Below are 16,906 nucleotides of genomic sequence, written 5' to 3' on the forward strand. Positions count from 1 at the left end.
GTCAGGCGGCCAGCGGGACGATCCGCACGACATCGCGATCGAAGGTTTCAATCGTGCCCTGCAAGCCGCCGGTGAACAGGCCATACCAGACGGCCGGCTTGAGCCCGAGCACCTTGCGGCGGAACTCGACCGGGGCATCGGCTTCGATCACGGTGTAATCCGGCCCGGGTTCCACCCGGCAGTCCGGGCGGCTTGCGGCGTCCCTGACCAGCGACGCGAATTCGTCGACACGGGGCACGAAGATGCGCACGCCCTTCCCTTGCGGCAGCGCCTGCCGGGCGGCAACCAGTTTCCCCTTGTTCGCCCAGATGTCATCGATGTGCGTGACCCGGTCGCCTCGCCGGGCTGCGTCGTCTTCGGCCTGCACGGCGGCCTCCAGGGTCAGCGCCGCATCGGTGGCATCGAGGGTGTCCAGCGGCCGCAGCTTGCGGGTGAACTCCACGAAGTAGCCATTCGGATCCCGCACATAGATGGACTCGATCACTTCATGCCGGGTCTCGACCGATACCGTCAGGCCATGGCTTTCCAGCCGGGTCTTCCAGGCCTGCAGGGCCTCGGCGCTGTCCACCAGCCACGCGGTGTGCGTTGCATCGGCTACGTGGTCTTCGGGCAGGGGGCATGGAATTCCCGGCCTGCCATCGATGCGGGCGCATCCGATCCCAGGTAGTAGAAGAAGGCGATGGTGCTGCCTTGGCCGCTGTCGAAAAAGAAGTGCAGGAAGTCGGGATGCGTGGCCGGTCCCCAGCCGCGCGCCGAGATCACATGGACCAGCGGCAGGCCCAGCTTGTCGCGGTAGAAGGCAATGGTTTCGCGCAGCTTCCAGGTGGGACGCGCCGTGTGGTCGACACCCTGCAGCAGCAGGCGGGTCGCCGAAAGATCCATGTCGGACATGCGGAACTCCAGAAGAAAGGTCTCAGGCGGAAACGGGGAACGTGGCGCGCAGCCAGTCGGCCAGCAGCCGTCCGGCTTCGAGCCGGCCCGGCGCTTCGCCGTCTTTGAGCGCGCGGCCATGGTGGTCGCCGCGGATGCGTTCGTGGCGCTTGTCGGGCGAGCCGATGGCTTGGACGATGGCGCGCACGTCACCAGGAAAGCAGGCCTGATCGCCGGTGTACTCGACCACCAGCACGGGCTGCGTGATGGCCGGGGCGGTCTTGGCCAGCGTGGCGTTCGAGCTGAGGCCCGACCACGTCGACAGCCAGCTCTCGGGTGTGCACTGCCGCGCAAAGCCCACCGCGCCGTAGTTCGATGCGTACGGATCGCGGCCCCACAAGGACCCGAAGGCACGGTCCGATGGATCCTGGCTCAAGTCGAAACAGCGCAGGTCGCCGTCGGTGCGCCACACGTTGATGATGGGTGTGTGGGCCGCCGCGCGGCGGTCTTCTGGCGTGGCGTCAGGCCCTGCCGCCTTGACGCGCTTGCGGGCGGCCAGCCGGGTGTCGATCAACTGATGGGCCAGCGTGTCCAGCCGTTCGACGCGGCGGCGCTGCGCGATGCGATACCGTTCGACGAATTCATCCGGGTATTGAGTGCCCTTGGCACCGCGATACCCGTTGGCCGGCGATAGCGGATCGAGCGACGGGTCCACCGACAGCGGATCGGCTTCGTCCACGACCGACGGATCGATGCAATTCATGAGCAACGCGCCCTGACCAGGATGGGGTCCCACCAGCACCAGGCCATCGACGCGCGGCATGTCGAGGCCGTCCAGGCCAGTGGGCCGGCCCCCGGGCGTGCGAGCAATCCGCTCCGCGCCGGGCAGGGCGGACTGCTGGGTGTACAGCGCGTACAGGCCGGCGCCCCCGGAATTGCCCAGCAGCACGATGCGTGTGTAACCGCGCCGCTTGAGTTCGGCCAGGCCGGCGGCCACGTCGTGCAAGGCGATTTCGTGTTCCAGACGCAGATCGTTGCCGACCGAGCGGGGCGACTGCGACCAGGCCGCGTACCCCGCGCCGACGATGTCGGGAATGAGGTAGTGGCAGGCCATGAATTCGCGCGGATGCATGACACAGACCACGGTGTCGGTGGGGGCAGCCGGCGCGTACAGCGATCCGCCGGTGGCCGCACTATCGTCGGTGCGCAGCACGACGTTGGTGGTCGTCACGCCGTTGGGCAGTCCGCGCGGATTCCAGTCGGTATTGAGCAGGCCGGCAGTGGCCTGCGCGGCTTGGGTGGACGTGTCTTGGGAAGTCATGATCGACAGCCGGCATGCGGCGCCCGTGATTGAACTGGGGTCAATCATAGGCTCGTTTTGACACTTGTGTGAATTAATTTACGTAAGTGTCAACCCGCATAGGGGCGGCCCGGATAGTGCAGCCGGCGGTCGATTGTCAGGGCTTAGCGGCGGCGGGTGCTGGCGTCCACCTGCTCGGCCAGGCGGGCCAAGCCTTCTTGCAGCATGCCGATCGATTCGGCCACGGTGGCCGGGGGTGGCGGCCGTGCATCGTCGCGCAGCAGCGACCGCATCGCGAATTCGGCCAGCGACTTGGCCACGTCTTCGGCTGGCATGCCCGCATCGGGCTTGAACCACCACGCCGACCAATTGCACATGCCCAGGATGGCGAACGCCGCGACTCGCGCGTCGGGCGCCCGGAAGTCCCCGCTGGCCACGCCCCGTTCGATGACGTCAACGAAATGTTCGAGCAGCGCGCGCCGCGCCGCCTGCGCCGCCGCGCGCCGCTCGGCCGGCAGGTCTTTTTCGCTGCGCTCGACTACGCGGAACTGCAGGGTATGGGTCAGGATCAGGGTGGCATGCTGGATCACCAGCTGGCGCAGCGCCGCGTCGGGCGGCATGCCGTCGCGCACCGACACCGAACTGGCCAGCGCGCTGGCCGCTTCGGTCACGTCTTCGGTCAGCGCTTCAAGGATCGCCTCTTTGCTACGGAAGTAGTAGTAAAGGGCCGTGCGGCTGACGCCCAGCACATCGGCAATGTCATTCAGATTGGTGCCGCCAAATCCTTTCTCGATGAAAAGGCGCGAGGCGGCATCGAGAATGGATTGCCGTTGCAATTCACTGCGGGGGCTGGCGCGGCGACGCGCCGACGACGGCGGCGCGGGGTTGTCTTGGGTCATGGTCTCAGGCAGGAAGGGGGCAACACGCCCGGCCCCAAGCTTACGCTAGTCGACCGCGCCGCTTCACCGCACCGCCCCGCGCGGGTTCGCCGAATGCCCGTCCGGCCGATGGCCGCCCTTCCGATAATCGGCTAATGTCGTGGTTACCCCTTATTCGCGGAGCAGGCATGTTGAATATCTATGTGCTGGCCGGGCTGATCGGCATCGTGTGCGGCCTGCGCGCAATGACGGGTCCGGCCGTGGTCAGTTGGGCGGCCTACCTGGGCCTGCTGCCGGTGGCGGACACCTGGCTCGACTTTCTGAGCTATCCCGCAACGCCCTATATCCTGACCGCGCTTGCCGTCATGGAACTGATCGCCGACCAATTGCCCAAGACCCCGCCCCGCATCGTGCCGGTGCAGTTCGGCACCCGCATCCTGACGGGTGCCGTGTGCGGCGCGGCGCTGGCGTTCGGTGTGGCGCCGATCACCGGCCTGGTGCTGGGCGCCGTAGGCGCGATCATCGGCACCCTGGCCGGCTACACCGCGCGGCGGCGCCTGGTGGCAGCCAATGGCGGCCGCGATGTTCCGGTGGCCCTGGCTGAAGACTTCATTGCGATCGCCGCGGCGATCGGCATTGTGGCGATGGCATCATGAGCCGCGCGTTTGACGCGATCATCATCGGGGCGGGGCAGGCCGGCCCGCCGCTGGCCGGCAGGCTCAGCGCGGCGGGCATGACGGTGGCCGTGATCGAACGGCATCTGGTGGGCGGGACTTGCGTCAATGACGGATGCATGCCGACCAAGGCGCTGGTGGCCAGCGCGTACGCGGCGCACATGGCGCGGCGCGCGGCCGACTTTGGCGTGGCGGTAGGCGGTGAGGTGTCGGTGGACATGACGCGCATTCGCGGGCGCCGCGAGACGATCTCGGGCAACGCCCGGAGCGGCGTCGAAAAATGGCTGGCGGGCATGGAGCACTGCACGCTGTTCCGCGGGCATGCTCGCTTCGAGTCGGCCACGTCGGTGCGCGTGGGGGACGAGTTGCTGACGTCGAACCAGATCTTCATCAACGTGGGCGCGCGGGCGCTGGTGCCGGACATGCCCGGTGTACGCGATGTGCCCACGCTGAACAACACCGGCATCCTGGACCTGGACGTGTTGCCGCCGCATCTGGTCGTGATCGGCGGCAGCTATATCGGTCTGGAGTTCGCGCAGATGTATCGCCGTTTTGGCAGCCAGGTGACGGTGGTCGAAAAGGGGCCGCGTCTGGTGTCGCGTGAAGACCCGGATGTGTCGGACGCGATCCGCGGCATTCTGGAGGCCGAGGGGATTGACGTGCGCACGGAAGCCGAGTGCATCCACTTCACGCCGCACGGCGACCAGGTCGAAGTCGGCCTGCATTGCGGGAGCGATCCGGCGCTGCTGGCCACGCATGTACTGCTGGCCGTGGGCCGCGTGCCGAATACCGATGACCTGGGGCTCGATGCTGCGGGCATCACGGTCGACAAGCGAGGCTATATCGAGGTGGATGACCAGCTGCGCACCAACGTGCCGGGTATCTGGGCGATGGGCGATTGCAATGGCAAGGGCGCCTTCACGCATACGTCGTACAACGACTTCGAGATCGTTGCCGCGAACCTGCTCGACAACGATCCGCGCAAGGTCAGTGACCGGCTGCCGGTGTACGCGCTATATATCGATCCGCCCCTTGGCCGCGTGGGCATGAGCGAGACGCAGGCGCGGGCATCGGGCCGCAAGGTGCTGGTCGGCAAACGCCCCATGACACGGGTTGGGCGCGCGGTTGAAAAGTCCGAGACCCAAGGCTTCATGAAGGTCGTGGCGGACGCCGAGACGAAAGCCATTCTTGGTGCCGCGATCCTGGGCACGAGCGGGGACGAAGCCATTCACGGCATCATCGACATCATGTCGGCCGGTGCGCCGTACACGGCGCTGCAGCGCACCGTGCACATCCATCCGACGGTGTCGGAACTGATCCCGACCGTTCTGGGTGACCTGAAGCCGCTGGAGTGAGACGCGCATGGCGATTGTCGACGCGCACAAGCTGGACCTGAATCTGCTGCTTGTATTTGAAGCGCTGTACCTGGAACGCAATGTGACCCGTGCCGGGCAGCGTGTCGGGCTGTCGCAACCATCGATGAGCAATGCGCTGGTCCGGCTGCGCGCGCAGTGCGGCGACGCGCTGTTCGTGCGCGCGCCTTCGGGCATGGAACCCACGCCCTACGCAACCGCGCTGTCGGGCAATGTGCTGCGGGCGCTGGACCTGATGCGCGCCACCTTCGAGCAGTCGGCCGCCTTCGATCCGGCGACGACGCGGCGCACCTTCACGCTGCTGATGTCGGACTTTTCCCAGTTTCTGGTGCTGCCGCCCTTGATGGCGCGGCTCAAGCAGGTCGCGCCGCGTGTGCGGCTCGATGTCAGCGCGATGGACCGTGACCAGTACCGCGCCGCGCTGGAAAGCGGCGTTGCTGATCTGGCCGTGGGCCACCTTCAGGAACTGCAGAGCGGCTTCTATCAGACCGGCCTTTTCGTGGACCAGCATGTGTGCGTGATGGGGCGCGACTTCCGGATGGCCGGCGAGGCGATCACGATGGAGGAATATCTTGCCGCCAATCACCTGGTTGTCACCAACAACAAAACCGATCTGCAGATCGATCGCGACTTGGCGCGGCAGGGCCATCGGCGCCGGGTGGCCCTGAGCGTGCCGCGTTACCTGGTGCTGCCGCCGCTGCTGGGGCAGACGGATTTCATCGTGACCGTGACCGAGGCGATTGCCCAGGCGATCGACGACGCGATCGGGGTGCGCTGGTGCCCGTTGCCGTTCCCCACACCGCTGACGCGCATCCGCCAGTTCTGGCACGCCCGCTACCACCACGACCCGGGCAATAGTTGGCTGCGTCAACAGATTGCCGAACTGCAGATCGGGGCCACGCTGCGCAAGATCGGCAGCCCCTGTCCGCGGTCGGAGGCGGTGTCATGAACACGGTGTCATGAAGCCGGTGTCATGAACCCGGTGTCATGAGTCGGCCAGGCCGACGATGTCCTGTGCGAACACCGGCTGCTCGACCTCGGATACCGAGTCCGGATCCGCGGCGTTTTCCAGCGTCTTGCAGATGAGCCACACACCATCGCGCGGATTCTCCACCAGTTCGACCACCGCGCCTTCTTGGGTCTTCAGTCGGGTACCCGGGGTCAGGTCCACCACGTTCAATGCATTGTGTCCGCTCATCGTTCAGCTTTCCGGTTGGATGTTGGCGCGCCGGGCCACGTCTTTCCAGCGCGCGAGTTCGTCTCGATTGAAGTCCGCATAGGCGGCGCTGTCCTTGACGGCCAGCTGGAAGCCGGCCGTTTCCAGGCGCTGCACGTTCTCGGGCTGCTGCGCGCCCTTGACGATGACATCGCCCAGTTTCTTGACGATGTCGGGCGGCGTGCCGACCGGGGCATACGCGCCCAGCCAGCTCGTCACCACGAATTCGGGCAGCCCCGATTCGACCATGGTCGGCACATTGGGCAGGGCCTTGCTGCGCTGCGCGCTGGTCACCGCCAGCGCGCGCAGCGTGCCGCCCTGCACCAGCGTGTTTACCGTCGGGGCATTGGCGAACGCAATGTGCACATCGCCATTACGCAGCCCGGAAATGATCTCGCCACTGGATCGGTAGGGGATGTGCACGAACTGCGTGCCCGCCTGCAGGTTCAGCAGCTCGGACGTGAAATGGGCCGAGGTGCCCACGCCGTTGGTTGCGTAATTCAACTTTCCGGGGCGCGACCTGGCGTATTCGATCAGCTCGGACACGCTTTGCGCCTTGATGTCCTTGCCGACCACAAGCACGTTGACGAACTCCGCCAGCTGCGCGACCGGAACGAAGTTGGTCTGCGGGTTGACGGGCAGGTTCGGGTTCAGAATCACGGGCAGCACCTGCCCGCCCAGCCCGCCTGACAGCAGTACATGACCATCGTGCGGCTGCTGCAGGATGTACTGCTGCGCCACGGTGCCGGTGCCGCCGCCTTTGTTCTCGACAATGGCCGGCTTGCCGTATTCCTTGGTCAGGATCTCGGCGATCAGGCGGGCCGCCAGGTCGGTCACGCCGCCCGGCGGATAGGCCACCACCACCTTCATCATCTTGTTCGGAAAGGCGTCTTGCGCGCCCGCTTTGCCCGCCAGCCCCAGGGCCGAACAGGCCATCCCAAAACGCAATACCTCTCGACGATCCATGCTTGTGACTCCTGGTGCGGTGAGGAGTCTTCAAGGTAGGATTTCGCGCCCTGCGCTGTCCATCCCTTCCCAGCCATACCGGATATGGCTGGTGCGCATGATGGCGGCGCCGGCAGGGGATCCGGCGGTGTGCGGCTACCGCATTCGGCTACCGCATCCAGTGCACGTCGCCACTGAGCCAGCATCCGGGCGCATCGCCGCGCGCCCGGATGCGGATGGCCGAGGGCGCACCCATCGCCACTCCCTGGCGGACCGTGAAAGGCGCGTCGGCCGTCGATGCGACGGCCGCGCCGGCGTGGGTATGCAGGTAGCCCCACAGCGCGGCGGCGGCAATCCCGGTGGCGGCGTCTTCGGGGTAGCCGGACTTCTTGGGAAACTGCCGCGCGGTGGCGCCGGTGGCTTCCAATGCATAGGGATACAGGCCCGTCGATCCAATGGCGTCGCATAGCGCTTCGACGGCGCCGAAGTCCGGCGTGATGGCATCGAGTGTGGCGGCATCGGGCACGCGCACCAGGGTCTTGACCCGGCTGGTGCTGGCGTTGACGACGTGCAGTCCGGGCAGCGCGGGGTCGATGTTCAGTACCCGTGCAATGGCGTCGCGTTGATCATCGGTCAGGGTCTGGACGGTGGCCGCCGGTTGCGAGACCCAGGCCCAGCCGCGTTCGTCGTCCCACGACACCTCCACGCTGCCGCTCAGCGTCTGCACGCGGGCCTGGGGGTCGTCCAGCGTCCCCACTGGCGAAGCGCCCACAAGGTGCCCACGGTGGCATGGCCACACATTTCCATCTCGTGCCCGGGCACGAAAACCGAAGGCGCCAGTCGTGGGTGGCGGGATCGTCGGGCGCAAGGACGAAAGACGATTCATGACCGTGCTGCGCGGCCAGGTCACGCATGGCGTTGGCGCTCATGCCGGTGGCGTCCAGCACCAGGGGCACGGGATTGCCGCCCCGGTCGCCATGCGCCGGGTCCACAAAAACGCGAAGCAAGGCAGCGTCGCCTGCACGGGGTTCGGGCATATCAGTCAAGCTGGACTCCAATCGATCGGACGAGTTTGCCCCAGAAGGGGACGTCATGCGCCACGGCGCCGGTCAATGCTTCAGGGGCATCGGCACGCACCGCCACGCCTTTGGCGGCAAGGTCCTGCGCCACGGCCGGGTCCTTCAGCACGGCATTCAACGCGGCGTTGGCGCGCGTCACGATATCGGCCGGCGTGCCTTTGGGAAAAGCCAGACCGTACCAGAGTTGTTGCGTGTAGGCGGGCATGCCCTGCTGCGCAAAGGTCGGGACATCGGGAAGGATGGGGGTGGGTGCGGTCGTTGCCAACGCCGTCATCTTCCCGCTGCGCACGAAGGGGGCGAGTCCGACCGGGTTGTCGAACAGGATGTCGACCTGATTGCCGATCAGATCGGTGTAGGCCGGCGCCGCGCCGCGATAGGGAATGTGGGTCAGGGCCAGCCCACGGTCTTTCGCGAACATTTCGCCCAGCAGATGGGAGACGGTGCCCGCGCCGACCGACGCATAGCTGCCATTGCCCTTGGCCTTCAAGATCCTGGCGATGTCGGCGACCGACTTGGCCTGCAAGGAACCGTTGGCCACCAGCACATAGGGCGACGTGCCAATGAAGCCGGCGTAGCTGAAGTCGGACACCGGGTCATAGGGCAGCTGCTTGTACAGGCTGGCTGCCACGGCATGCGTGCTGGTGGTGACGGCCAGGGCAGTGTAGCCGTCGGGGCGCGCCCTGGCGGCCTGGGCCGAACCGATCGTGCCGCCCGCGCCGCCGACGTTGGTGATGACCACGGTCTGGCCGAGCTGGTGGCTCATGCCGGCCTGCAGGGATCGGACCACCAGGTCGGTGCCGCCGCCGGGCGGGAAGGGCACGATGAGCGTGATCGGTTTGTCGGGCCAGGCCGCCTGGGCCTGAAGCGGCATGGCCGCAAGGACGGTGCTGGCCGCCAGCGCCAGGGCAAGCGTGGGAAGGAGTGCGGACGTATTGGGGGATGTCAGCGTGGGCATCGGGACCTCCTGTTCGATGACCTCATGCTAGAAGTCCCTGTCCCGACGAACCAAACCGGGACGCGACATCGGGCGATCCCGAAGGCGACACGGCGGCCGGTCTTGCACGAATGCGGCCGCGCGCCGATACTGGATCGATGACCCTGCTTTCTTCCAAGCTCGACCTGATTGCGCGTGACGGCTTTGCGCTCGCGGCCAGCCGCCAGCCCGGCTATGCCTTCCGGTGGCACACGCACGATTGCGCGATGCTGCTGTGGCCGCGCGCGGGCGCCTTGCTGACGGCGTGGGGCATCGAAGATCACACCCTGCAAGACCGGCTGGTCAAAGGCCAGGCCCTGCTCCTGCCGGCCCATGTTGCGCATCGCACGCGATCGGACAGCGCCTTGCAGCAGCATGGCGAGCTATATCTGGCGCCGGAATGGGCGCAGGCATGGAAAGCCGGCGGCGTGCTGCAGCTGGACGGCGCGGCGCAGGCCATGCTTGACGCGTTGTGGATGCCGGCGCTGTCGGCCCATGCTGCCCCCGGGCTGGTGCAGGCCCTGATCGCGCAATTGGCGAGCAGCCGCGTCAAGCCTGCGCAGGCGGCCGCGCCAGCCGGGCTTGCCAACCGGTGGCGGGACCTGCTGCAAGCCCGGCTGGCCGATGGCCGCGCGCTGCCTGCGATTGCCGAGTCGGCATCCTGGTTGGGCGTGACCCTGCGAACATTGCAGCGGGCGTGTTTGGCCGAGTTCGGTCAGACGCCGGTGGCGGTGCGGCGGTCGTTGCTTGCGGCCGCCGCGCGCGCCCACCTGGCTGCTGGCGCGCCGCTGGCGCAGGTCAGCGCCGAACTCGGCTTTGCGAACAGCGGCCATCTGGGCCGCCTGTTGCGGGACGTGCCGGACGGGCGCTTGCACGGCCGTCTGGACGGGCCGTTGCGCGACTAAGCGGCCGGCAGCACGCCATGCCCCAGCCGGTCCGACAAGGTTCGGGCGGCCTGGCGGACGGCATCGGCAATGGGGCCTGACGGATCGGCATCGAACACGGCATCGTTGCCCAGCGCGGTAATGGCCAGCACCAGGCGGCCATCGTGATCGAACACGGGCGCGCTGACCGAATTGATGCCGGGCACCAGGTCCCCCATCACCACACCTACATGGCTGTCGCGCACCGTGCGCGTCAGCGCCTTCACCTCTTTGGCGGTTTCCGGAAAACGCTTGACCCGGGCAGCCTTGCGTTCCTTGAGTTCATCCGCAATCAACGACGCCGTCAGGGCCGGGTCCAGAAAGGCCGCAAAGACGCGCCCCGTGGCGGACGCCAGCAAGGGCATGACGGACCCGGGCCGCACATTGACGGTGACCGGATGCGGCGAGTCGCGCCATTGCACCACCGTCGGCCCACGGTTGCCCCAGACCGCCGCCAGCACCGTTTCGCCGACCGTGACGCTCAGTTCATCCAGCAGCGGCGTGACCAGCCGGATCGCGTCGACCTGAGCCAGCCCGGCCAGCCCCATGCGCAGCGCATTGCGGCCCAGGCTGTAGCGGCCATGCGCGTCCTGTTCGACATACCCGAACTTGATGAAGCTGACCAGGTAGCGATGCGCCTTGGCGGGATGCATGGACGCGGCCTGGGCGATGTCTTTGAGCATGGCCGGGCGAACGAAACCGGCAAAGGCGTCGAGCACGGACAGGCCCGTTTCCAGGGCTTGCACGCCGCCTGCCCCGCGCAGTTCGGTGCTGGTGTCGGAAGTCATGAGTCGGCTTTCATTGATTACGTCTGGCGTAACTCTAGCACGCCATGCGTAATTCGGCTTGACCCTGCCGCGCCCTTGAAATTACTCTTGCCGTAAACCGATTACGTCAGAAGTAAGCTGCTGCCTGCCAGCGGCGCACCCATCGACGAACACCAGGACGTGGTGACGAGACATGCACAGCAACTTCCCCAGCCTGGCCGCGGACTCGCGCGCGCTGGCCGATACCTTCGACCTGGCCCGCCTGCCGGCGGCGTTCTACGACGACCCGTTTCCGACCTATCACGCGCTGCGTGAACACGCTCCGGTCAAACAGCTGCCGGGCGGCGGGGTCTTCCTCACGCGCTATGCCGATCTGATCGCGGCCTACAAAAGCACGAAGGTGTACAGCAGCGACAAAAAGGTCGAGTTCAAACCCAAGTTTGGCGATTCGCTGCTGTTCGAGCATCACACCACCAGCCTGGTATTCAACGATCCGCCGCTGCACACCCGCGTGCGCCGGCTGATCGCGGGCGCACTGACGCCGCGGGCGATTGCGGGCATGGAGCCCGGTCTGATCCGTCTGGTCGATACGCTGCTGGACCGCATGGCCGCCAAGGGCGAGGTCGACCTGATCGAAGACTTTGCCGCGGCCATTCCGGTCGAGGTGATCGGCAATTTGCTCGACGTGCCGCACGATGAACGCGAGCCGCTGCGCGACTGGTCGCTGGCCATCCTGGGCGCGCTGGAACCGGTGGTGACGCCGGCCGCGGCACAGGAAGGCAATGCGGCACTGCGCCAGTTCCTGGATTATCTGGACGGGCTGATCGCGCAGCGCCGCGCGTCGCCCGGCGATCCCGAGCACGATGTGCTGACCCGCCTGCTGCAAGGCGAACCCGATGGCGAACGGCTCACGTCGGGTGAGCTGCTGCACAACTGCGTATTCCTGCTCAATGCCGGGCATGAAACCACCACCAATCTGATCGGCAATGGACTGGTCGCGCTGGCGCACTATCCGGACCAGAAAGCCCGGTTGATTGCCGAGCCGGACCTGATCAAGCCCGCGATCGAAGAAGTGCTGCGGTTCGAAAGTTCGAATCAGCTGGGCAACCGCATGACCACCGAAACCGTCGAGATCGGCGGCGTGACGCTGCCACCCGGCACGTCGGTCACGCTCTGTATCGGCGCGGCCAACCGCGATCCCGAACAGTTTCCCGATCCGGACCGCTTCGATATCGCGCGGTCGCCCAACCGGCACCTGGCCTTTGGCAGCGGCATTCATCAGTGTGCTGGCATGTCGCTGGCGCGGCTGGAAGGCGCGATCGCGATATCGCGTTTCCTGGCGCGTTTTCCGGATTACACGTTGACCGCGCCCCCGGTACGCGGCGGCCGCGCCCGCTTTCGCGGCTTCCTGCGGGTGCCGGCGCGGGTGCAAGGCTGATCTCATCAAGGATGCTCATGAACTCGCCATCCCTACCGACCCCGACCGACGCCGGCTACATGTCGGGCTTCGCAAATGAATTCGCTACCGAGGCGCTGCCGGGCGCCTTGCCCATAGGCCGCAACTCGCCTCAACGCGCGCCGTACGGTCTGTACGCCGAGCAGCTGTCGGGCACGGCCTTCACCGCACCGCGCAGCCACAACCGCCGGTCCTGGCTCTATCGGATCCGGCCTGCCGCGGTGCACTTGCCGTTCGAGCCTCTGCCTGACGACGGCCGCCTGGTCAGTGACTTTGGCCGCGTGCCGCCCACGCCGCCCAACCAGTTGCGGTGGGATCCGCTGCCCATGCCCGACGTGCCAACGGATTTCGTGGACGGCCTGGTTACGATGGCAGGCAACGGGTCCGCCGACGTCATGGAGGGTTGCGCCATCCACCTGTATGCCGCCAATCAGTCCATGACGCGCTTCTTCTACAGCGCGGATGGCGAACTGCTGATCGTGCCGCAGCAGGGGCGGCTGGTGCTGGATACCGAAATGGGCCGCCTCACGATCGAGCCGCAGGAAATCGCCGTGATCCCGCGCGGCTGCCGGTTTCGGGTGACGCTGCCCGATGGCGATGCGCGCGGCTATGTGTGCGAGAACTTTGGCGCCTTGCTGCGCTTGCCCGACCTCGGCGTGATCGGGTCCAACGGCCTGGCCAATCCCCGCGACTTCCTGACACCCCACGCCGCCTATGAAGACGTGGAAGGCGAGTTCGACCTGGTCGCCAAATTCGGCGGTCTGCTGTGGCGCGCGCGGTTGGGCCATTCGCCACTGGACGTGGTTGCCTGGCATGGCAACTACGCGCCCTACAAATACGATCTGCGCCGCTTCAATGCGATCGGTTCGATCACTTACGACCATCCGGATCCATCGATTTTCCTGGTGCTGCATGCGCCTACCGACACCCCAGGGGTGGACAGCCTGGACTTCGTGATCTTCCCGCCGCGCTGGCTCACGGCCGAAGATACCTTTCGGCCGCCCTGGTTCCACCGCAACGTGGCCAGTGAATTCATGGGCCTGGTCCATGGCGCGTACGACGCCAAGGCCGAAGGCTTTGTGCCGGGCGGCGCAAGCCTGCACAACTGCATGTCGGGCCACGGCCCGGACGCCGGCACGTTCGAGAAGGCCTCGAATGCCGACACCCGCTCGCCCCACAAGGTAGGCGATACGATGGCGTTCATGTTCGAGACGCGCACCCTGATCAAGCCGACCCAGCGAGCGCTGGCGTCGTCGCAATTGCAAGCCAACTACTTCCAGTGCTGGCAGGACCTGACACGGCACTTCAACCCGGAGACTCCATGACCGCCACCCCACCCGCCGCCCATCAGAAAAGCTGGGTGCCATCCGCCCATCGCGCGGACTCTCACTTCCCGATCCAGAACCTGCCGTTCGGCGTGTTTACTTCCGCGGCGTCGGCCGACCCCCGCGTCGGCGTCGCGATCGGTGACGAGATCCTCGATCTGTCGGTGCTGGAAGCGCGTGGCCTGTTGAACGCACCCGCCGGACTGTTTGCGCAGCGCACGCTCAATCCCTTCATGGCAGCGGGCCGCGACGTGTGGCGCAGCGTGCGCAGCCAACTGACGCAACTGCTGTCCGACGACAACGCGACCCTGCGCGATGATGTGGCCTTGCGGCAGACGGCCCTGGTGCCGCAGTCGCAGGCCACGATGCACTTGCCCGTCGACATTCCTGGCTACACCGACTTCTATTCGTCGCGGGAACATGCAACCAATGTGGGCGCACTGTTCCGCGATCCCAAGAACGCGCTGATGCCGAACTGGCTCGAGATTCCGATCGGCTACAACGGCCGCGCCTCGTCGGTGATCGTGAGCGGCACGCCAGTGCGCCGTCCGAATGGCCAGATCAAGAAGCCGGATCAGGAACGTCCGGTATTTTCGCCCTGCCTTCGGCTCGACATCGAACTCGAAACCGGATTTTTCGTGGGTGTGCCGAGCGGCCTGGGCGATCCCATTGCCTGCCAGGATGCCGAGTCCCACATCTTCGGCATGGTGCTCCTGAACGACTGGAGCGCGCGTGATCTGCAGGCCTGGGAGTACGTGCCGCTGGGCCCTTTCAACGCCAAGGGATTCGCAACGACGATCTCCCCCTGGGTGGTCACGATGGATGCGCTGGAGCCTTTCCGCTGCGCGCAGCCTGCGCAGGACCCGGTGCCGCTGGACTACCTGCGGCACGACGGCCACCACGCGTTCGACCTGCACCTGGAAGCCGCGATCCGGCCGGCCAACCAGAGTGCGGCCACGACCCTGGCGCGCACCAACTTCAAGTTCATGTACTGGACCATGGCCCAGCAACTGGCGCATCACACCGTGTCCGGCACCAACACCCGGGTCGGCGACCTGATGGGGTCGGGCACGATCAGCGGATCGACGCCGGACTCGCTTGGCTCCTTGCTGGAAATGACGGCAGGGGGCAAGACACCGATCACATTGAACAGTGGCGAGACCCGCACCTTCATTGAAGATGGCGATGAACTGATCCTGACCGGCTGGTGCCAGGGCGATGGATATCGCGTCGGGTTCGGTACCTGCACTGGCACGATCCTGCCTGCGCATCCCATCAAGAGCTGATCCAGCCCCCAGTTCGATCCACAACAATATTCGGAGACACCTGTGAAAACGTTCATCAAGCTGGCTTTGTCCGCGTCGGTACTTGCGTCAGGATGGGTCCTGGCCGGCAGCGCATGGGCGCAGGCCCCTAGTGCGAAGCCCCTGCGCTGGATCGTGCCCTACGCCGTGGGCGGCGGGTCGGACTTCCTGGCCCGGACCATCGGCGCGCAACTGGCGGAGAACACCGGGCAGACGGTTGTCGTCGACAACCGTCCGGGCGGCAACACCGCGATCGGCGCCGTGGAAACCGTGCGCGCGCCGCACGATGGCACGACCGTGCTGTCGGCCGATAATGGCACACTGATCTTCAACCCGGCGCTGTACAAGTCGCTCAGCTACGACCCGCTGCGCGACCTGGCGCCCGTCAGCCTGATGGGCCGCTTCCCCATGATCCTGGTCGTCGGCCAGACCACGGACATCAAGGACGCCAAGGATTTCATGGCCAAGGTCAAGGCCGCGCCTGGCAAGTTCAGCTATGCGTCGGCCGGGGCGGGCAGTCCGCATCACCTTGCCATGGAACTGCTGAAGGAACGTGCCGGCTTGCGCATGCTGCACATCGCTTACCGAGGCGCCGCACCGGCGCTGGTCGACGTCGCTGGCGGCCAACTGGCGGCGATGATGACCGACCTTGCCGCGGGCAATGCGTTCATCAAGGGAGGCAAGGTGCGCCCGATTGCGGTGGCCAACGCCACCCGCCTGCCGCAACTGCCCGATGTGCCGACCTTTTCCGAACTTGGCGTGCCCGGTGTCGAAGCCGCCGCGCTGGTCGGCATGGTGGCGCCGGCCGGTACCCCGCCCGACGTCATCGCCACGCTGCAAAAGAACGTGTCCGCCGCGATCCACACCCCCGCCGTCAGCAAGAAACTCGTGGAATTCGGCGTGGAACCCGTGGGCGGCACCCCGCAGGAATACGCCGCGTTGATCCAGAAAGAGACAGCGATCTGGCACAAGCTGATCAAGGACCTGAAGATCAGCCTGGATTGATAAGGTCGGGCTTATCTATCAAAGATAAGCTGGACCTTATGTATTTGGGCGGCCGGCGGGAAAGCGGCCCCTCGCCGGTGGCTTGGCGGCAAGGGAGGTGACCGCCGTCATCGCCCGGGCCAAGAGGGCGGGCGAGGGCGGCGCGGCGTGATCAGCCTGGGCGGATCGCGCTAGCCACGCTCTGCACGGTCATATCTCGCCAGAAACATGTCGACCGTGGTCGCCACCACGACCTGCTGCCGTTCCGCCGACAACGGCGGTTCGCCCATGGTGACCTGCGGCCAGAAACCGAAGGTCTTGAGCATGCCGTGCAACTGCTGCGCGGCGAACACGGGATCGGCGCCGCGCAACTTGCCATCGTCCTGAGCGGCGCGCAGCCACACCAGCAGGCCTTCTTCCTTCTCTCCCAATCGCGCCACCATGCTTTGCGCCCGCTCGGGCGAATGGATGGCGGCTGCGATCGCTACCCTGGCCAGGTCCAACAGGTGCGTGTCATTCAGCATGCGCAGTTTGGCGGCCAGCAGTTCCTGCAACTGATCGCGCAGCGGCACGTCGTTGCGATAGGCCAGTTCCCGCTCGGGCGCGCTCACGTTCCACAGCTGCACCAGGATGTCCGCAAAGAGCGCTTCCTTGCTGGGAAAGTGGTTGTAGACGGTCCGCTTGGACACTTCTGCCCGTGTGGCAATCCGGTCCATGCTGGTGGCTTCGAACCCGTTGGCACGGAATTCGGAAATGGCGGCCGCCAGGATGGCGTCACGTTTACGGTCGGTCAGGCGTGGGGCTTCGGTCATCGGGGAACGTTCGCTGGCGGAATCGTG

General features: G+C 66.3%; 16 protein-coding genes and 1 pseudogene. 8 read left to right on the top strand and 9 right to left on the bottom strand.

Annotated elements, in window-relative coordinates; all coding sequences use genetic code 11:
* Nucleotide 1 precedes the first annotated feature (1 nt).
* The 3 genes and pseudogenes from ACNANG_RS13825 to ACNANG_RS13835 all read right to left on the bottom strand — a co-directional run bounded on the left by ACNANG_RS13825 (nt 2) and on the right by ACNANG_RS13835 (nt 3,069).
* A pseudogene (locus ACNANG_RS13825) lies at nt 2-891 on the bottom strand (VOC family protein).
* 22 nt (nt 892-913) lie between these two features.
* Nucleotides 914-2,191, bottom strand: coding sequence for an alpha/beta hydrolase (locus ACNANG_RS13830; RefSeq protein WP_420223446.1), 1,278 nt, complete (start codon nt 2,189-2,191; stop codon nt 914-916).
* 143 nt (nt 2,192-2,334) lie between these two features.
* Complete coding sequence (locus ACNANG_RS13835; RefSeq protein ID WP_420223447.1) at nt 2,335-3,069, bottom strand: TetR/AcrR family transcriptional regulator; 735 nt, start codon at nt 3,067-3,069, stop codon at nt 2,335-2,337.
* A gap of 167 nt (nt 3,070-3,236) precedes the next feature.
* On the opposite strand from ACNANG_RS13835, the gene ACNANG_RS13840 reads away from it, so the two are divergent.
* The 3 genes from ACNANG_RS13840 to ACNANG_RS13850 are packed head-to-tail and all read left to right on the top strand — an operon-like array spanning nt 3,237 to nt 6,044.
* Entirely contained in the window at nt 3,237-3,704 is a 468-nt protein-coding gene (locus tag ACNANG_RS13840) for a DUF4126 domain-containing protein (protein WP_420223448.1), read from the top strand.
* Nucleotides 3,701-5,077, top strand: coding sequence for an FAD-containing oxidoreductase (locus ACNANG_RS13845; RefSeq protein ID WP_420223449.1), 1,377 nt, complete (start codon nt 3,701-3,703; stop codon nt 5,075-5,077). The genes ACNANG_RS13840 and ACNANG_RS13845 overlap by 4 nt, the downstream gene beginning before the upstream one ends.
* 7 nt (nt 5,078-5,084) lie before the next feature.
* Nucleotides 5,085-6,044, top strand: coding sequence for a LysR family transcriptional regulator (locus ACNANG_RS13850; protein ID WP_420223450.1), 960 nt, complete (start codon nt 5,085-5,087; stop codon nt 6,042-6,044).
* 36 nt (nt 6,045-6,080) lie between these two features.
* On the opposite strand, the gene ACNANG_RS13855 is transcribed toward ACNANG_RS13850, so the two are convergent.
* From ACNANG_RS13855 to ACNANG_RS13870, 4 genes are all read right to left on the bottom strand, one after another.
* Entirely contained in the window at nt 6,081-6,293 is a 213-nt protein-coding gene (locus ACNANG_RS13855; RefSeq protein WP_420223451.1) for a hypothetical protein, read from the bottom strand.
* 3 nt (nt 6,294-6,296) lie between these two features.
* The gene (locus ACNANG_RS13860; protein ID WP_420223452.1) at nt 6,297-7,277 is read right to left on the bottom strand and encodes a Bug family tripartite tricarboxylate transporter substrate binding protein; all 981 of its coding nucleotides are present in this window, start codon (nt 7,275-7,277) and stop codon (nt 6,297-6,299) included.
* Between the two features lie 148 nt (nt 7,278-7,425).
* Nucleotides 7,426-8,028 carry a PhzF family phenazine biosynthesis protein gene (locus tag ACNANG_RS13865; protein WP_420223453.1) on the bottom strand — a complete coding sequence of 201 codons (603 nt, stop codon included), beginning with the start codon at nt 8,026-8,028 and terminating at the stop codon, nt 7,426-7,428.
* A gap of 266 nt (nt 8,029-8,294) precedes the next feature.
* On the bottom strand, nt 8,295-9,290 hold the full coding sequence (locus ACNANG_RS13870) for a Bug family tripartite tricarboxylate transporter substrate binding protein (protein WP_420223454.1): 996 nt from the start codon (nt 9,288-9,290) through the stop codon (nt 8,295-8,297).
* A gap of 137 nt (nt 9,291-9,427) precedes the next feature.
* Between ACNANG_RS13870 and ACNANG_RS13875 the strand changes: the two genes are divergently transcribed.
* On the top strand, nt 9,428-10,213 hold the full coding sequence (locus ACNANG_RS13875) for a helix-turn-helix domain-containing protein (protein ID WP_420223455.1): 786 nt from the start codon (nt 9,428-9,430) through the stop codon (nt 10,211-10,213).
* Here the strand turns inward: ACNANG_RS13875 and ACNANG_RS13880 are convergent.
* Entirely contained in the window at nt 10,210-11,019 is an 810-nt protein-coding gene (locus ACNANG_RS13880; RefSeq protein ID WP_420223456.1) for an IclR family transcriptional regulator, read from the bottom strand. The two genes, ACNANG_RS13875 and ACNANG_RS13880, sit on opposite strands and share 4 nt — an antisense overlap.
* Nucleotides 11,020-11,191: 172 nt before the next feature.
* Here ACNANG_RS13880 and ACNANG_RS13885 point away from each other — a divergent pair, with 172 nt between their 5' ends.
* The 4 genes from ACNANG_RS13885 to ACNANG_RS13900 are packed head-to-tail and all read left to right on the top strand — an operon-like array spanning nt 11,192 to nt 16,088.
* Nucleotides 11,192-12,436 carry a cytochrome P450 gene (locus ACNANG_RS13885; RefSeq protein WP_420223457.1) on the top strand — a complete coding sequence of 415 codons (1,245 nt, stop codon included), beginning with the start codon at nt 11,192-11,194 and terminating at the stop codon, nt 12,434-12,436.
* A 17-nt stretch (nt 12,437-12,453) separates the two neighbouring features.
* Nucleotides 12,454-13,779 (top strand): homogentisate 1,2-dioxygenase, encoded by a 1,326-nt coding sequence (gene hmgA, locus ACNANG_RS13890; protein ID WP_420223458.1) that lies wholly within the window; start codon nt 12,454-12,456, stop codon nt 13,777-13,779.
* The gene (fahA, locus tag ACNANG_RS13895; RefSeq protein ID WP_420223459.1) at nt 13,776-15,065 is read left to right on the top strand and encodes a fumarylacetoacetase; all 1,290 of its coding nucleotides are present in this window, start codon (nt 13,776-13,778) and stop codon (nt 15,063-15,065) included. Before hmgA ends, fahA begins: the two co-directional genes overlap by 4 nt.
* Nucleotides 15,066-15,107: 42 nt before the next feature.
* The gene (locus tag ACNANG_RS13900) at nt 15,108-16,088 is read left to right on the top strand and encodes a Bug family tripartite tricarboxylate transporter substrate binding protein (RefSeq protein WP_420223460.1); all 981 of its coding nucleotides are present in this window, start codon (nt 15,108-15,110) and stop codon (nt 16,086-16,088) included.
* 170 nt (nt 16,089-16,258) lie between these two features.
* On the opposite strand, the gene ACNANG_RS13905 is transcribed toward ACNANG_RS13900, so the two are convergent.
* The gene (locus tag ACNANG_RS13905) at nt 16,259-16,879 is read right to left on the bottom strand and encodes a TetR/AcrR family transcriptional regulator (RefSeq protein WP_420223461.1); all 621 of its coding nucleotides are present in this window, start codon (nt 16,877-16,879) and stop codon (nt 16,259-16,261) included.
* Nucleotides 16,880-16,906 lie beyond the last annotated feature (27 nt).

The sequence above is a fragment of the Pigmentiphaga litoralis genome (assembly GCF_048632615.1).
Classification (GTDB): domain Bacteria; phylum Pseudomonadota; class Gammaproteobacteria; order Burkholderiales; family Burkholderiaceae_B; genus Pigmentiphaga; species Pigmentiphaga litoralis_B.

Coding starts and splice junctions, on each gene's coding strand:
- ACNANG_RS13885 (WP_420223457.1), top strand. CDS start 11,192: ATGCACAGCAACTTCCCCAGCCTGGCCGCGGACTCGCGCGCGCTGGCC.
- fahA (WP_420223459.1), top strand. CDS start 13,776: ATGACCGCCACCCCACCCGCCGCCCATCAGAAAAGCTGGGTGCCATCC.
- ACNANG_RS13870 (WP_420223454.1), bottom strand. CDS start 9,290: ATGCCCACGCTGACATCCCCCAATACGTCCGCACTCCTTCCCACGCTT.
- ACNANG_RS13850 (WP_420223450.1), top strand. CDS start 5,085: ATGGCGATTGTCGACGCGCACAAGCTGGACCTGAATCTGCTGCTTGTA.
- ACNANG_RS13840 (WP_420223448.1), top strand. CDS start 3,237: ATGTTGAATATCTATGTGCTGGCCGGGCTGATCGGCATCGTGTGCGGC.
- ACNANG_RS13875 (WP_420223455.1), top strand. CDS start 9,428: ATGACCCTGCTTTCTTCCAAGCTCGACCTGATTGCGCGTGACGGCTTT.
- ACNANG_RS13835 (WP_420223447.1), bottom strand. CDS start 3,069: ATGACCCAAGACAACCCCGCGCCGCCGTCGTCGGCGCGTCGCCGCGCC.
- ACNANG_RS13860 (WP_420223452.1), bottom strand. CDS start 7,277: ATGGATCGTCGAGAGGTATTGCGTTTTGGGATGGCCTGTTCGGCCCTG.
- ACNANG_RS13845 (WP_420223449.1), top strand. CDS start 3,701: ATGAGCCGCGCGTTTGACGCGATCATCATCGGGGCGGGGCAGGCCGGC.
- hmgA (WP_420223458.1), top strand. CDS start 12,454: ATGAACTCGCCATCCCTACCGACCCCGACCGACGCCGGCTACATGTCG.
- ACNANG_RS13905 (WP_420223461.1), bottom strand. CDS start 16,879: ATGACCGAAGCCCCACGCCTGACCGACCGTAAACGTGACGCCATCCTG.
- ACNANG_RS13855 (WP_420223451.1), bottom strand. CDS start 6,293: ATGAGCGGACACAATGCATTGAACGTGGTGGACCTGACCCCGGGTACC.
- ACNANG_RS13830 (WP_420223446.1), bottom strand. CDS start 2,191: ATGACTTCCCAAGACACGTCCACCCAAGCCGCGCAGGCCACTGCCGGC.
- ACNANG_RS13880 (WP_420223456.1), bottom strand. CDS start 11,019: ATGACTTCCGACACCAGCACCGAACTGCGCGGGGCAGGCGGCGTGCAA.